The organism is Modestobacter excelsi (genome assembly GCF_005930495.1).
Taxonomy (GTDB): domain Bacteria; phylum Actinomycetota; class Actinomycetes; order Mycobacteriales; family Geodermatophilaceae; genus Modestobacter; species Modestobacter excelsi.
In genome coordinates, this window is the sequence record NZ_SJEX01000003.1 from 132,443 (window position 1) to 146,453 (window position 14,011).

The following is a 14,011-nucleotide window of genomic DNA, read 5'->3' on the forward strand; positions in this document are numbered from 1 at the left end:
TGCTGCGCACAGCACCGGGGCACCGAGGGAGACGAGCCGTGGACGTCGGACCTGCGCGTGTGGCCCTGCTCGGGGGGTTCGGGCTGGGACTGCGAGATGAGACGGTGGTGGACCTGCCGCGCGGGGTGCAGCGGCTGGTCGCCTACCTCGGCCTGGCGCACCGCCCGGCGCGCGCCGCGGTCGCCGGTCAGCTGTGGCCGGACGTGCCCGAGGACCAGGCCCACGGCAGCCTGCGCTCGGCCCTGTGGCGGCTGCAGAAGGCAGCACCCGGCATGGTCGACATGACCGGGGGCGCCCTCTGCCTGGCGCGGGGCGTGCGGGTGGACGTCCGGGAGACAGCCCGCTGGGCGCAGCGCGTGCTCGACCGCCGGCAAGACCTCCCCGATGGCATGCCGGGGGACGTCGAACTGCGGGGGGAGCTCCTCCCGGGCTGGTACGACGACTGGGTGGTCCCAGAGCGGGAGCGACTCCGGCAGCTGCGCCTCTACGCACTGGAGGCCCTGGCCGACGGGTTGGCCCGTCGCGGGCGCTACGGAGAGGCGGTCGAAGCCGCCCACAACGCCGTCCAGGTCGAGCCGCTGAGGGAGACCGCGCACCGGACGTTGGTCCGCATCCACCTGGCGGAGGGCAACCTGGTCGAGGCCGTCCGCGCGTACGAGTCGTTCCGGGTGGTCCTCGCCGCAGAGCTGGGCGTGTCCCCCTCTCCGCGGATGGAGGCGTTGCTCGCCGGGGCCGGTCGTCGGCTGGTGGGCCCCACCGTGGTCCCGATCCACCGTGACCGACTGGTTCCCGTCGGCGCCGCAGGGATCCGGTGAGCGAGGTCGGTGGGGACAGCCTCCGTGCCTGCGGAGGCAGTCCGGAGGCGTCGCACGACGAGGCGACCGCGCTGGCGACGGACCGTGCCGACGGCTCGATCGACGCCTGGATCGCGCTGCTCGACCAGCTGGCACGGGGTCCAGCGACGGAGACCCGTACGCCTGTGACGGTCTGTACCGATCAGTCCGGTGGGATCGGATCACGAGGCCTACGGCTCGACCTGCGGGGGCCGGTTCGAGCCCGTGGACGGCCGGTGCAACGAGCGGTGATCGCGGACGCGTCGGGAGCCGAGGCGGGCGCGCCGCTTGCCGGCGCGCTCACGGCAGAGCCGTCGACAGCCCGGTCTTCCGGTGGAGCGCCTCCGTCGTGTTCCTCGTCCACGCGGCCTGACGGCCGGTGAGGACCGGTGGCTGATCGCGTTGCCGCAGATCCTGACCGCCCTGTGGGCCTTCGTCGCGGGCGCGACCGCGAGCGAGCAGCGGACGTCCGGCCGGGACCGCACGGAGTGAGCCGGGCGCGTGACGGGCACCGGGTCGGGGCGTCTCGGTTCCCCGTCCTCGTGCACCACTAGCCGAAGGCGCCCTCCGCCAGTCCCCGGAGCGCGCGCATCCCGGGCGCGAACAGGTACTCGGTGCCCCGGGTGACGACCAGGTCGGGGTGGACCTCGACGAACCTCGGGCGGCCGTCGCGGGTCGGGATGGTCATCTTCCCGCTGCCTCCGGCGCCACCGATGAACCAGTCGCGGTCGTCCCCGAGCCCGAAGGTGTCGCCGTCGTTGCACCAGTGCGCCTGGATGGTCTCGAACTGGCGGGCGATGTCGGCGTTGTAGCAGACGAACAGCAACCCCCGGCGCGCGTCGCCGTCCGGGCCGGGCGGGTCCTCGTAGGGCATGCCCCGGCGGATGATCCGGTGCCGCGCCGTCAGCCGGCCGCTGGAGCGGACCGCACCGCCGAAGTCGAGCGCGTCCCGGGGGTTGACCCGGCGGACGTGGGCGCCCAGCGGACAGCGGTGGCCCTCGCGGTCGTCCGGCAGGTACCGGAAGTCGTTGCCCGGCTGGTCGGTCGCGACGTCGTCGAGCTGGCCCGGGTCGCTCCGGGCGGGCTGGGTGGCCAGCGGGGTCCCGTCCCGCCAGCGGCCCATGACCTTCGCGGCGACGAGCTCCTCCGGCAGGCCCGTCCGGCGCGCGGCCTCGGCGAGGACGTCCCGGAAGAGACGCACGTCCTGCTCGAGCTTGCGGTAGACGACGTAGGTGCCGTTGCCGACGAGGTCCGGGTCGGGCTCGGAGTCGACCCGGCCGTCCTCGTCCAGATGGCCGAGCAGGAACTCCCCGAGCCTGACGGGCCGCCACCCGCCGTCCGGGAGAGGGACGCCGACCCCGCTGTCCTCCGGAGCCCGGTGGCTGCTGGGCCGGTCGACGCCCTCGACGTCGGGCTGGGAGAACCCGTCGGCGTAGCCGAAGTGCTCCCGCCGGTGCGGCAGGGCGTGGGTCTCCTGCTCGGCGACGACCCCCAGGCCGGGGATCGCCCCGATCTCCTCGCGCAGCTGCCGCCGCGCCTCCGCCAGGTCGTCCCGCTCCCGCGCAGAGGCGCTGAGCACCAGGTGCACGGCGCCGCTGCCGAGGTGCTCGTCCCAGTACTCGGGGCCACTGGGCCCGACGTCGCCGAGGTCGGGGGCCCGTTCGCGGGTCCTGACGCGGAACGCCTCGGGGAAGCGGTCCAGCAGAGGTCGCCGGAGCCCCATCCGCTCGAAGCCGTGGTAGCTGATCGCGACGTTGAGGGTGGCGCGCGGGCATTCGCCCTCGGGCCAGCGGGCCGCCGTCGTCACGCGTCCCCCGAGCTCTCCGAGGCACTGCTGGACGGCCGCCGGGGTCTCCCCGTGGAGCAGCAGGTGGACGGCGTGGCCGAAGCCGTAACCGTTGAGGATGTTCCCCTGGACGTCGTTCAGCTCGAGGCCTGTCCCCATCGCTCAGGTCCCGTCATCCAGGAGCTCGGTATCCAGGAGCTCGGCATCCGGGAGCTCGGCATCCGGGAGCTCGGCATCCGGGAGCTCGGCATCCGGGAGCTCGGCATCCCCGAACTCGCTGAGGAAGGCCTTCTGCAGGCCCAGGTCGTCGACCTCCTGCATGCGCACGGCGAACCGGGTGTGCCGGCGTCGGAGGTCGAGGGCGTCGCCGACCTCCTGCACCGTGGCGTCGTACGCGGCGAACCACCGGTGGGTCGGGAGCCGGTTGTGCAGCAGGTAGCGTCGGAAGCCGGCGGGCTGCTGGTACCCCGGATAGCCGACGCAGTGACCCCAAGCCGCGTCGGCGTCCCCCCGGAGTCCGGTTCGGAGGTCTTCCACGTGCTGCTCGGGTGGGCGGTTGGCGGTGCTGGTGAAGAGCAGGTACTGCATGCGCAGCGGCCGGGTCCGGCGAGGGAGACCCCGGTACCGCCAGGGCGCCCCGGACACCACGACCCACCGGGCGAAGTGGGTCTCGGCCACCCGGCCGAAGGGCGGCGCCCCGAGTCCCGAGAGCCGTTCCAGGGACTCCCGGAGCGCCTGCTCCCGACCGGGGACCACCGGTGTCAGCACGGTCATCGGGGTGGCCGGCCAGGTGACGTTCACAGGTCCCCCTGGCGTCGGTCGAGGAAGCCGCGGTAGATCACCGCGAACTCGGTGGGGCTGGTGTTCCGGGCGGCCCGGACGAGGTACTGGTGCTCCTTCGCCACGTCGAGCGCCGAGAGGGTCGTGCGGACCGTGGCTCCGGGGTGCGCGGACCAGCAGTGGGCGCCCGTGATGCTCAGCTCGCCGATGTAGCCCGCCAGCCCGGTGACCGACCGGGTGCCGGGGAATCCGTGGGACGTCGACCAGATGTTCCGGACCTTGTCGCCGACCCCGTGCACGAAGGTCTCGACGTAGGGCTCCGTCGGCGCGCTGTAGACGGTCTCCCAGAGCAGGAGCCGGTGCGGCAGCCGCTCGCGGACCTGCGGTGGGCCGTTGTAGGGCAGCGAGGCGAGGACGGTCCAGCGGATGAAGTGGACCGACTTGAGCGGGCCGAGCCCGGTGAGCCCGGGTACGTGTCGGGTCAGGGCGAACAGGGCCCGCAGCCACGGCCCACCGAGGGGCTTCAGCGCGGTCAGGACGGTGATCATCCCCGCACGCCCGGCGGTGTCGGGCCGCAGGACCGCAGTCGGTGGTGTCCCCGCCCCGGCCTCCCGGGACGGCGCCTGCTGCCCCCGGACCGTGACAGCGGCCCGGCCCGGGGTCGGGAACGACCGGTACCTCACGGCGCTACCTCCCCTCGCCGAGGTCGACGGCGAGGTGCCGGGGGTACAGGCCGTCCCAGCGGGTGCATCCGGCGGACCCGGGCACCCGTCGCAACCCGTCCGAGCGGAGGAGCGGCGCCAGGAGCGCCGGCAGTTGGACGCCCATGACGTCCTCCCCGGGGCACCGGTGCGGACCGCCCCCGAAGACCCGGTACTGCGTCCGGTCCCGGGTGGCGTCGAAGTCCTCCGGATCGGGGACGGCGGTCTCGTCCCACATCGCCGAGTGGGTGCCCACGAAGACCGCGGCGCCGGTGCGCACCCGCAGGGCCCGCGGGGTGCCCTCGGCCAGCATCGTCTCGGCCGTGCACCGGCGTGGCAGCCGCGGCTGGACGGGCCGGAACCGGAAGACCTCCCACAGCAGGCGGCGCAGCTGCTCCAGGTCGCCGTCCCGCGCGGCCTCCCGTGCCAGCTCCAGGGCGCGAGGACGGGTGAGCAGCCCGTCGAGACCGAGCACGGCCGCTCGCGCGCCGTGCCACAGCCAGCCGATGGCCATCCCGATGACGTTGCCGCGGATCTCGGCGTCGTCCAGGGCGCAGTCGTGGCCGGACCCCTCCCGCTCGACCAGGCGCCGCAGCAGGGTGTCCGGTCCACCGGGGTCCTTCCGGATCTCGACCATGAGCGAGGCGAGGTGCGCGTCCATCTGCCGCCCCGCCACCTCGGCCCGCTGCGCCACCAGCGGGATCTCCCCGCGGTTGAGGAAGATGTGCTCGAAGAGATCCCGGGCCCACTGCCGGCGGATCTCGGGGTCCGGACCGGGTGTGCCGACGTAGTCGTCGAGGACGACGTCGAGGACCGGCTGTACCAACCCGCTGACGACGTCCATGCGCCCGGCGCGGTGCGCGCGCTCGACCTGCGTCTCCGCCTCGTCCGCGGCCATCCGCCGCAGGCGGTCGGCGTCCTCGCAGCGCAGCACCGCGTCGAGCTCGGCGCGTTGCCGCCGGTGCTCGACCGGCCCGGACCCGAGGAGGAACTCGCCCGGGAGGTGGTGTGCGTAGGGGAAGGCGAAGACCTCGGTGCGGTCGAGCACCTCGTCGACGTCGTCCTGCCGGGTGACCACCACCAGGGACCGACCGACACCCGTCAGGGGCCGGCGCCGACGCACGGCTCCGAGGCCGGCCACCCGGTTCCAGCTCAGCACTCCCGCCAACCGGACGGCGACGTGCCGCCGGATCTCGTCGACGAGGAGCGGGGGCGGAGCGTCGGGCCCTTCCCGGGACACCTGCACAGAGGTCACCGCCCGTCGGTCGCCGTCCATCCGGTTGCGGAGGGGCCAAGCTAGTGGCCGGGCTCGGCACAGGTCGAGGCTCCGCTCACCGGTCCGTGGTGTCGGGTGACGGATCGTAGCGAGACGATGACGTCGAGCCAGCAGTAGGCGGCCCGCCCGGCCGCGACGACGTCCGCCAGGGGGAGCTCGGCCGGGCTGCCACCCGGCGCCGCAGAGGTCGTGGACCGTCCACGGCGCGCCCCGTCGCCGTCGAGCACCTCGACGGCGAGCCCGATCAGCCGCCCGTCGTCCCACTGCGGTCGACCGTCGCGTTCCACGACCGCCTCCCTCCTGGCATCGGCTCGCACGCCTGGAGGCCGGGGACGGAGATCCGGGCCCGGCGACGCCGGTGTGGTCAAGAGGAGCGGAGGACCGCTGCTGATACGCCGGGGCGCGGGGGATCGGCCGGAGAACGCCGCAGACGGTTCGTCAGCGGGACGAATTCGGGTGTACCGACGGTCGCGTGGTCCCTACAGTCGGTCCATGAGCCGGGCGCTCAGGTACACGCCGCCCCTCGCCGACCGTGACCTGATCACGCGGCCGCGGCTGCTGGACGTCCTGCGCAGCCGTTTCGAGCGCCCCCTCACCGCGGTGGTGGCACCCGCCGGCTTCGGCAAGACCACGCTGCTGGGACAGGCCGTGAGCGAGAATGCGCTGTCCCCATGGGGGGAGGACCGCTGGCTGACCTGTCAGCGGGACGACACGAGCCTGTCGTTCCTGGTCTCCGGCGTCTCCGCCGCGGTCGGGCTCTCCGCCCCGGTGCCGGAGGACCCCCGGCAGGCCGCGGTCGCGGTGGCCGAAGCGCTCTGGAACGCGGCCCCACGCCAGGTCGCCCTGATCCTGGACGACGTGCACCTGGTGACCCCGGGGTCACCGGCCGGCCGGTTCCTCGGCCACCTCGTCGAGGAGCTGCCCGGGAACGGGCACCTCGTCCTGGCCTCCCGGCCGCCGCTGCCGCTCTCCGTCGCCCGGCTCGTGGCCGGAGGCGGCGCGGTGGTGCTGGGGGAGGAGGACCTGCAGTTCCGTGACGGTGAGGTCGCCGCCTTCGCCGAGTCCCGCGGTGTGTCGCCGGAGCTGCTCAGCGACGTCGGCGGCTGGCCGGCCCTGGCGGAGTTGACGGCCACGGCGGGTCCCTTCGCCGTCAACGGGTACGTCTGGGAGGAACTGCTCGCGCAGGTGTCACCGGAGCGTCGTCATGCCCTGGCGCTGCTCGTCGCGGTGGGCGGCGCGGACGAGGAGATCGCCGCCGCGCTTCTCGGCCGGGACGTGGACCTCCCGTCCCTGCTGGAGGGCCTGCCCCTCCTCGTGCGCTCGCGCTCGGGGTGGTGGTCGCTGCACGGCTTGTGGGCAGCGGCGCTCCAGCACCACCTCGACTCCGGGCAGGTGGCCGAGGCGCGGCGGACCGCGGCCGGCATCCTGCGCGGCCGCGGCCAGTACCACGAGGCGATGGGCCTGCTGCTCGACGCCCGGGCCTGGGACGACGTCCGCCGGCTCGTCGTCGAGGTGTGCGAGTGCTGTACCGCGCTGGTGCCGACGGACGTCCTCGAGGCGTGGCTGCACCGACTGCCGCGCGACGTGCAGCAGACCCCCGAGGGCCTGCTGCTGGCCGCCATGGTGGCGGAGCCGACGAGCCCGGACGCGGCCGAGGGGCTCCTGGTCCAGGCGCTCGCAGCGGCCCCAGGGGCCCTCGGCGTGCGGTACGCCTGCCTCAACGCACTGGTCCAGCTTGCGTTCTGGCGCAACGACCGGCGTCGGATGGAGGACCTGCTGCAGGAGCTGGAGGACCTGGCGCGCGCCGGTCACCAGGGAGCACCGGCGTTCGTGGCACTCGTCCGCGGTGTCCTGGCGCGCTCCACCGATGACCTCCGATCGGCGCTCGCGGTCCCGGGTCTGGTCTCGGGGGCGTCGCTCAACCCGGTGCAGGACTGGCTGCACGCCCAGCTGGTCCTGCTCCGGCTGGGCGACGCCGCGACCGGCGAGGTGCTCGCCCGGCGGTCGCTGTCCCACGCGGCGACGACGATGCACGGGGTCGCGCGCTGCCTCCTGCTGGAGTCCTTCCGGCTGAGGGGGCGCGTGGAGGAGGCGGAGCGGCTGCTGCCGTACCTGCTCACCGACATGGCACCGGCCAAGGTGCTGACCTCTCCCGAGCTGGTGGTCTGCGCGGTCTCCCTGCTCGACGTCCTCGGTCGTCAGGATGAGGCGGACGCCGTCCTCCGGGCGTCGCGGTCGGTCCTCGGCGCCTCCCCGGTCGCGTGGGCGCCGCTGGCGTGGGCGCTGGCGGAGGCCTTCCACGCCCTGTCGGCGAGGGACGAGGAACGGGCGGCGGCCGCGCTGCGGTCGATCGTCGCGCGCAACGGTGGGCGCGGCTCGGCCGCGGTCCGGGTGTCCCCGGTCGCGCTGCCCCTGTTCTACGTGCTCGTGCCCGAGGTGCGGGACCGCTGGGACGCCGACCCGCCTCCCGGCTCCCTGGCCGACGTGTACGCGGGGGCGCGTGCACTCGTCGAGCTGCGCGAGCGCGGGTCGACGAGGGCGGCGGGCGCCATCCCGGCCACCACCTGGCCGGTGCTCCGCGCCCTCCTCCCCGTGCCGTGGGTCAGCGAGCTGGCCCTGGGGATGGCGGCGGCAGGCCGGGCCGGTGCCCGAGCGCTGGTCGAGGACCTCGGTCCCGCCGCCAGGGCGACCCTGCGCACCCTGGCGACCACGGCACCGCCTGCCCTCGCGGTCACGGCTCGCTCGCTGCTGCGGGCGATCCCGGCGGTGCCGACCGCCCGGCTGCACCTGCGTGTCCTCGGCCCGCTCGAACTGCGCCGTGACGGGGTGGTCGTCACCGCTCCGGAGCTGCGCAGGGAGCGGGTGCGCCAGCTCCTCGGCTACCTGGTCGTGCACGACCGGCCGACCCGGAGCGCCATCACCTCGGAGCTGTGGCCCGACCTCGACGACGCCGCGGCGGGCCGGAACCTGCGCGTCACCCTCGCCTACCTGCAGAACGTCCTCGAGCCCGACCGCGGCGAGCTGGACCCGCCGTACTTCGTGCGGAGTGCCGGCCCGGTGCTGCACCTGGTGGCGGACGGAGCGCTCGAGATCGACGTGCTGCAGTTCGAGCACGCCCTGGACGAGGCCGCCCGGCTGGAGCGCCAGGGTGCGCCCTCGGCTGCGCTGTCGGCGCACCGGCGGGCCGCGGCTCTGTGGGGTGGGGACCTCCTCGCCGACGTGGCAGGCGGGAGCTGGCTGGACTGGGAGCGGGACCGCCTGCGGAGCAGGTTCGTCGCGAGCGCCGTCCGTGCCGGCGATCTGCTGCTGGCGCGGGGGGACGCCGAGGCGGCTCGGAGCCTCGCCGAGCGGGCCCTGCGTGTCGACGACTGCTCGGAGACCGCCCACCAGCTCCTGGTCGCCGTCCACCTGGCCGACGACGACCTGGTCGACGCCCATCGTGCCCTCCGTCGCTGCCAGCACATGCTGTCCGAGCTGGGGGTGCCGCCCCAGCCGCGGACGCGCTCGCTCGCCCAGCAGCTGGCCGCCCGTCGCTGAGCGCCTGCACCCTGCGTCCGTGCGGGCTCGCCCCGCCTCCGACCTGCGGCGTCGTCCGCCCGTCGTCCGGCTGACGCTCTGCTAGCGCGGCCTCCCGAGCCTCTCCCGTGCCGGTGCGGTGCACCGAGCGGACGAGGGGAGTCGGACGTGGAGCCTGCAGAGGTCGCCATGCTGGTCCGGAGGGCCACCGAGGGGGACCCGACGGCCTGGGACGCGATCGTCGACGAGTACGCCGGTCTGCTGCGGTCCGTGGTCCGCGGGTTCCGGCTGAACGAGGGGCAGGCCGCGGACGCGGTGCAGACGACGTGGCTCCGGCTGGTCGAGCACGTCGCAGACCTCAGGGAGCCCGAGCACCTGGCGGGGTGGCTGAAGACGACCGCCCGGCGGGCCTGTCTCGAGATCATCCGGCACAGCGGCCGCGAGCAGCTCGTCGACTGCGAGGACGACCGCGGTGAGGTCGGCAGCGCCCGGTACCAGGACCCCGACCAGGACGGCCCCGAGGTGTCCGCGCTGCGAGGGGAGCAGCGGAGGCTGCTCCGTCGGGCGCTGGCGGACCTCCCGGAGCGGCACCGCCAGCTGCTGGAGCTGCTGCTGGCGTCCCCTCCGGTGAGCTACCGGGACATCAGCTCCCGCCTGGGCATGCCGATCGGCAGCATCGGTCCCACCCGGGCCCGGGTCCTCGCGCACCTGCGGGAGGAGCTGGCACCGGTCGGGCTGCACGACCTCGTCCTGAGCTGAGTGCCCGCTGGGCCGGGACCTGCGCTGACTCCCGGTGGGGCGTCGCCCCGGCTCGCGGACCCGGCCACACCGGGCACGGGACCCGACCAGGCAGAGGCGCTGTCAGCTGTCGCGACCGGTTCGTCGTCGACGAACGTCGCGACGCACTGGTCACCGGACCGGGACCAGCCGATGGCGCAGCTCGCGTCCTCGCGGACGTCGATGGTCGACCTCTCTGGTCTGTTCGAGGGGGTGGGCACCCTGACGTGGGCGCGCCGGTCACTGCATGGCGGCGGCGACCTTCTCGGCGGCTGCGGTCACGGCGTGCCCGATGTGGTCGACGTCGGCGTGCTGGTCGACGAAGACCACGGCGAGAGCGGCGCGGGCGACGCCCCCCGGACCGAGCACGGGCGCGGCGATCGACCGGATCCCCGGGATGACCTCGCCGTGCGAGCTGGCCCAGCCGGTCCGCCGGGCCTCCCGGAGGGCGTCGCGGTCCTCGGCGGTGGGGGTCTCGGGCATGAGCAGCGCCAGTCCCGGTGCGCCCCGGTCGACCGGGTGCCGGGTGCCCGGCCGATAGGTGACGTGCGCCGGGGTGTCCTGCGGCTCGATGCTGGTGATCGTCACGGCCTCGTCCCCGGCGCGGACCACGAGGAAGGCCGTCATGCCGAGCTCGGTCGCCAGCCCGGTCAGCCGCGGGAGGGCCGCGGCGTTGAGGTCGGTGCGCACGCCGCGGGACAGCGCGGCGATGCCGAGCCCCAGGCCGTAGTGGCCCAGCGGGTCCCGCTCGACCAGCTGGTGGTCCTCCAGGGTGCGCAGCAGGCGGTAGGTGATGGAGCGGTGCAGTCCGAGGGCCCGGCCGATCTCGGCCACCGGTTGCGGCACGCTCGCGGACGCCAGGTGCTCGAGGATCCGGACGCCGCGGTCCAACGTCTGCGACTGCGGAGCCCCCGCGCCGTCCTCCACCGCCATGGCGGTCCCTCCCCGTGTCCGGTCGGCGCCCAGCCTAGGGTCGGCCTCCGCGGCGACCCGGCACCGCCCGGGGCGCTGCCGGGTCCCGGGCGTCCGCAGCCGTCATCGCGCGGGCTCGATGCGGCCGGTGACCTCGCCGAAGGCGATGACGGTGCCGTCGGGACCGGGCGCGCTGGCGGTGAGGGTGACGACGTCGCCGTCCTCCAGGAAGGTGCGGGTCGTGCCGTCCTGCAGGCCGATCGGCTCGGTACCGCCCCAGGACAGCTCGATGAACGAGCCGCGCTCGTCCCGGCCGCGGCCGGACACGGTGCCGGAGGCGAACAGGTCGCCGGTGCGCAGCGATGCCCCGTTGACCGTCATGTGCGCCAGCTGCTGGGCCGGGGTCCAGTACATCTCCCGGAACGGCGGCCGGCTGAGCAGCTCGCCGTTCAGCCGGACCTGGAGCTCGATGTCCAGCCCCCACGGGTGGTCGTCGTCGCGGAGGTAGGGCAGCGGCTGCGGGTCCCGCACCGGGGGCGGGACCCGCGCGTGCTCGAGGGCCGCGAGCGGCACCACCCACGGTGCCACCGACGTGAGGAACGACTTGCCGAGGAACGGGCCGAGCGGCACGTACTCCCAGGACTGCAGGTCCCGGGCGGACCAGTCGTTGACCAGGCACACGCCGAACACGTGCTGCTCGAAGTCCGCCAGCGGCACCGGGGTGCCCAACGGCGACCCGACCCCGACCAGGAAGCCGACCTCCGCCTCGATGTCCAGCCGTTGCGAGGCGCCGAGCACTGGGTCGCCGTCGACCGGCTTGCGCTGCCCCCACGGCCGCACCACCGGCGTGCCCGAGACGGCGACCGTCCCGGACCGGCCGTGGTAGCCGATGGGCAGGTGCTTCCAGTTGGGGGTGAGCGGCGGCGAGTCCGGTCGGAACATCCGGCCGAGGTTCTCCGCGTGGTGCTGGGAGCTGTAGAAGTCCACGTAGTCGGCGACCTCCACCGGCAGGTGCATCGTCACCTCGCTGCGCGGGACCAGGTGCGGCTCGACCGCGTCCCGGTGCGCCGGGTCGGTGAGCCACTCCAGGAGCCGCTGCCGGAGCGCCGCCCAGGCCCCGGGACCCTGGGCCATGAACCCGTTGAGGGACCCGGTGGCGTGCACCGGGTCCCCGGTCGCGGCGGCCAGGTCGAGCACGGAGTCGCCGACCGCGACGCCGGTGCGGCGGGCCGTCCCGGACGTGGAGAAGACGCCGTAGGGCAGGTTGGTCAGCCCGAAGCCGGTGCCGGCGGGGAGGTCGAGCCAGCTCACGCCGGAGTCCGTTCTCGTGCGGGGAGCAGGCCGAGCGCGACCAGGTCGTCGACCGGCTCGAGGACGCTGCAGGTGCCGAAGGAGGTGAAGACGGCGCGGGCCCGGGCGGCGCGGCCGGGGGTCCAGCTGCGCAGCGCGGCGGCCAGCGCGTCGCCGTCCTGCTGTTCCAGCCACGCCACCGCCGGCGTGCCCTCGACGAGGGCGTCCACCGCGGCCAGCACGTTGAGGAACCCGTGGTGCGGGAACCCGGTGGCCGGGTCGGTGTGCCGGACGGCGGAGTGCAGCCCGGCCGTGCACTTGACCGCGACCTCGCGGCTCAGGCAGGCCGACAGCGTGCCGGCCAACTCCACGGGGGACGGGAACAGCCCGGCCTGCAGACCGCCGGTGCGCAGCTTGGCGCGGTACCGGGTGCCGGCCAGGACGTCGAGCACCTCGTCCCGGACAGCGGTGCGGGGCAGCTCCACGGCGGCCGGCACGTGGTCCGGCAGCACCCCGTCGAGCACCGCGACGACCTGTTCCGCGGCGGCGGCGTCGGCCACGACCGGCATCTCGGCCGCCGTGAGCAGCAGCCGCGGGTCGGTGCTGGCCCGGTCCACCGCGGCCGGCAGGGCGCCGGCCGCGGCGATCACCGAGACGTCGAACGGGTCGCCGTCCCCGAGGTGGGCGACCAGCTCGTCGAGCCGGGCGGCCGGGACGACGAAGGGGCCGACCAGCCCGCCGAGCCGGGCGCGCAGCTCCCGGTGCGCGGGTACTGCCGCGGCCATCGGCGCGTCGCCGGGTGGGAAGAGCGCCGCGTCGTCGAACAACCCCTCGAACAGCGCGGTCACGCGGACGGTCCCCGACCCGACCAGGACCAGGCGTACCTGCCGTCGTCGGTGGCGAGGCCGCCCTCGCCGAGGTCGAGCGGACGGAAGGTGTCGACCATGACCGCGAGCTCGTCGAAGGACTCCGCCCCCAGGGACCGTTCGACGGCGCCCGGCTGCGGGCCGTGGGAGTGCCCGCCCGGGTGCACGGAGATCGAGCCCTTGCCGATGCCGGAGCCCTTGCGGGCCTCGTAGTCGCCGTCGACGTAGAACATGATCTCGTCGGAGTCGACGTTGGAGTGGTAGTAGGGCACCGGCACGGCCAGCGGGTGGTAGTCGACCTTGCGGGGCACGAAGTTGCAGATGACGAAGTTGGTGCCCTCGAAGACCTGGTGCACCGGCGGGGGCTGGTGGACCCGGCCGGTGATCGGCTCGTAGTCGGCGACGTTGAAGGCGTAGGGGTAGAGGCAGCCGTCCCAGCCGACCACGTCGAAGGGGTGCTCGGGGACGACGTGGACGGTGCCGGTGAGCCCGCCCGGGCCGGTGCCCCGGTGCTTGACGTGGACCTCCACGTCGGTGCCCTCGACGACCAGCGGCTCGGCCGGCGCGCGCAGGTCCCGCTCGCAGTAGGGCGCGTGCTCCAGGAACTGGCCGTACCTGGACAGGTACCTCTTCGGCGGGGCGATGTGCGAGTTGGCCTCGATGACGTAGGTGCGCAGCGGTTCTGTGCCGGACGCCGAGTTGCCGGTGGGCACCCAGCGGTGGGTGGTGGCCCGCGGGATGACCACGTAGTCGCCCTGGCCCACCTCCAGGGCACCGAAGACCGTCTCCACCGTTGCGCTGCCGCGCTCGACGAAGACGCACTCGTCGCCGGTGGCGTTCCGGTAGTACGGGCTGGTCAGCGACGAGACCGCGTAGGAGATGCGCACATCGGCGTTGCCCAGCACCAGCCGGCGCCCGGTCACCGCGTCGACGGCCTTGTGCTCCTCAGCCGGGAACAGGTCGTGCAGCTTCAGGTGCCGCGGCATCAGCGGCGCGTTGGGGGTGAGCGTCTGGTCGGGGAGCTCCCACGGCCGGGCGTCGACCAGCGCGGAGGGGATGCCGGAGTGGTAGAGCAGCGAGGAGTCGGAGGAGAAGCCCTCCTCGCCCATCAGCTCCTCGGCGTACAGCCCGCCGTCGGGACGGCGGTGCTGGGTGTGCCGCTTGGGCGGGACGCTGCCCACCTGCCGGTAGAACGCCATGAGAGTTCCTCCTCGGGTGGTTCTCCACCTTCGGCGCCGGGAGCGAGGAAGGGGGTCGTGGGGCTAGGCGGGGAC

12 protein-coding genes are annotated in these 14,011 nt (G+C 74.5%); 3 read left to right on the forward strand and 9 right to left on the reverse strand.

The window, feature by feature from the left end:
- Positions 1-38 precede the first annotated feature (38 nt).
- Positions 39-815, forward strand: coding sequence for an AfsR/SARP family transcriptional regulator (locus FHL80_RS02375; protein ID WP_138731864.1), 777 nt, complete (start codon positions 39-41; stop codon positions 813-815).
- Positions 816-1,383: 568 nt separating this feature from the next.
- Here the strand turns inward: FHL80_RS02375 and FHL80_RS02380 are convergent.
- From FHL80_RS02380 to FHL80_RS02400, 5 genes are all read right to left on the reverse strand, one after another.
- Positions 1,384-2,778: a Dyp-type peroxidase gene (locus FHL80_RS02380; RefSeq protein ID WP_138731865.1), complete on the reverse strand. Its 1,395-nt coding sequence runs from the start codon at positions 2,776-2,778 to the stop codon at positions 1,384-1,386.
- Positions 2,779-2,781: 3 nt separating this feature from the next.
- Positions 2,782-3,420 (reverse strand): hypothetical protein, encoded by a 639-nt coding sequence (locus FHL80_RS25170; RefSeq protein WP_216870358.1) that lies wholly within the window; start codon positions 3,418-3,420, stop codon positions 2,782-2,784.
- Entirely contained in the window at positions 3,417-3,947 is a 531-nt protein-coding gene (locus tag FHL80_RS02390; RefSeq protein ID WP_138731866.1) for a hypothetical protein, read from the reverse strand. Before FHL80_RS02390 ends, FHL80_RS25170 begins: the two co-directional genes overlap by 4 nt.
- A gap of 139 nt (positions 3,948-4,086) precedes the next feature.
- Positions 4,087-5,355 carry a cytochrome P450 gene (locus FHL80_RS02395; RefSeq protein WP_216870359.1) on the reverse strand — a complete coding sequence of 423 codons (1,269 nt, stop codon included), beginning with the start codon at positions 5,353-5,355 and terminating at the stop codon, positions 4,087-4,089.
- 41 nt (positions 5,356-5,396) lie between these two features.
- The gene (locus FHL80_RS02400; RefSeq protein ID WP_138731868.1) at positions 5,397-5,663 is read right to left on the reverse strand and encodes a hypothetical protein; all 267 of its coding nucleotides are present in this window, start codon (positions 5,661-5,663) and stop codon (positions 5,397-5,399) included.
- 205 nt (positions 5,664-5,868) lie between these two features.
- Between FHL80_RS02400 and FHL80_RS26650 the strand changes: the two genes are divergently transcribed.
- Both FHL80_RS26650 and FHL80_RS02410 read left to right on the forward strand, forming a co-directional pair.
- Entirely contained in the window at positions 5,869-8,913 is a 3,045-nt protein-coding gene (locus FHL80_RS26650) for an AfsR/SARP family transcriptional regulator (protein WP_138731869.1), read from the forward strand.
- Positions 8,914-9,060: 147 nt separating this feature from the next.
- On the forward strand, positions 9,061-9,651 hold the full coding sequence (locus FHL80_RS02410; RefSeq protein WP_138731870.1) for an RNA polymerase sigma factor: 591 nt from the start codon (positions 9,061-9,063) through the stop codon (positions 9,649-9,651).
- Positions 9,652-9,909: 258 nt separating this feature from the next.
- Here the strand turns inward: FHL80_RS02410 and FHL80_RS02415 are convergent, their stop codons facing one another.
- The 4 genes from FHL80_RS02415 to FHL80_RS02430 form a co-directional block, all read right to left on the reverse strand.
- Positions 9,910-10,602 (reverse strand): IclR family transcriptional regulator, encoded by a 693-nt coding sequence (locus FHL80_RS02415; protein WP_138731871.1) that lies wholly within the window; start codon positions 10,600-10,602, stop codon positions 9,910-9,912.
- Positions 10,603-10,704: 102 nt separating this feature from the next.
- Positions 10,705-11,892 (reverse strand): fumarylacetoacetase, encoded by a 1,188-nt coding sequence (fahA, locus tag FHL80_RS02420; RefSeq protein ID WP_138731872.1) that lies wholly within the window; start codon positions 11,890-11,892, stop codon positions 10,705-10,707.
- Positions 11,889-12,719, reverse strand: coding sequence for a hypothetical protein (locus FHL80_RS02425; protein ID WP_138731873.1), 831 nt, complete (start codon positions 12,717-12,719; stop codon positions 11,889-11,891). Before FHL80_RS02425 ends, fahA begins: the two co-directional genes overlap by 4 nt.
- Complete coding sequence (locus tag FHL80_RS02430) at positions 12,716-13,936, reverse strand: homogentisate 1,2-dioxygenase (protein WP_138731874.1); 1,221 nt, start codon at positions 13,934-13,936, stop codon at positions 12,716-12,718. Before FHL80_RS02430 ends, FHL80_RS02425 begins: the two co-directional genes overlap by 4 nt.
- Positions 13,937-14,011: the final 75 nt, after the last annotated feature.

Bases quoted from the DNA above. Each gene is read 5' to 3' on its own strand.
- FHL80_RS02380 (WP_138731865.1), bottom strand. From the start codon at position 2,778: ATGGGGACAGGCCTCGAGCTGAACGACGTCCAGGGGAACATCCTCAAC.
- FHL80_RS02390 (WP_138731866.1), bottom strand. From the start codon at position 3,947: ATGATCACCGTCCTGACCGCGCTGAAGCCCCTCGGTGGGCCGTGGCTG.
- FHL80_RS26650 (WP_138731869.1), top strand. From the start codon at position 5,869: ATGAGCCGGGCGCTCAGGTACACGCCGCCCCTCGCCGACCGTGACCTG.
- FHL80_RS02415 (WP_138731871.1), bottom strand. From the start codon at position 10,602: ATGGCGGTGGAGGACGGCGCGGGGGCTCCGCAGTCGCAGACGTTGGAC.
- FHL80_RS02430 (WP_138731874.1), bottom strand. From the start codon at position 13,936: ATGGCGTTCTACCGGCAGGTGGGCAGCGTCCCGCCCAAGCGGCACACC.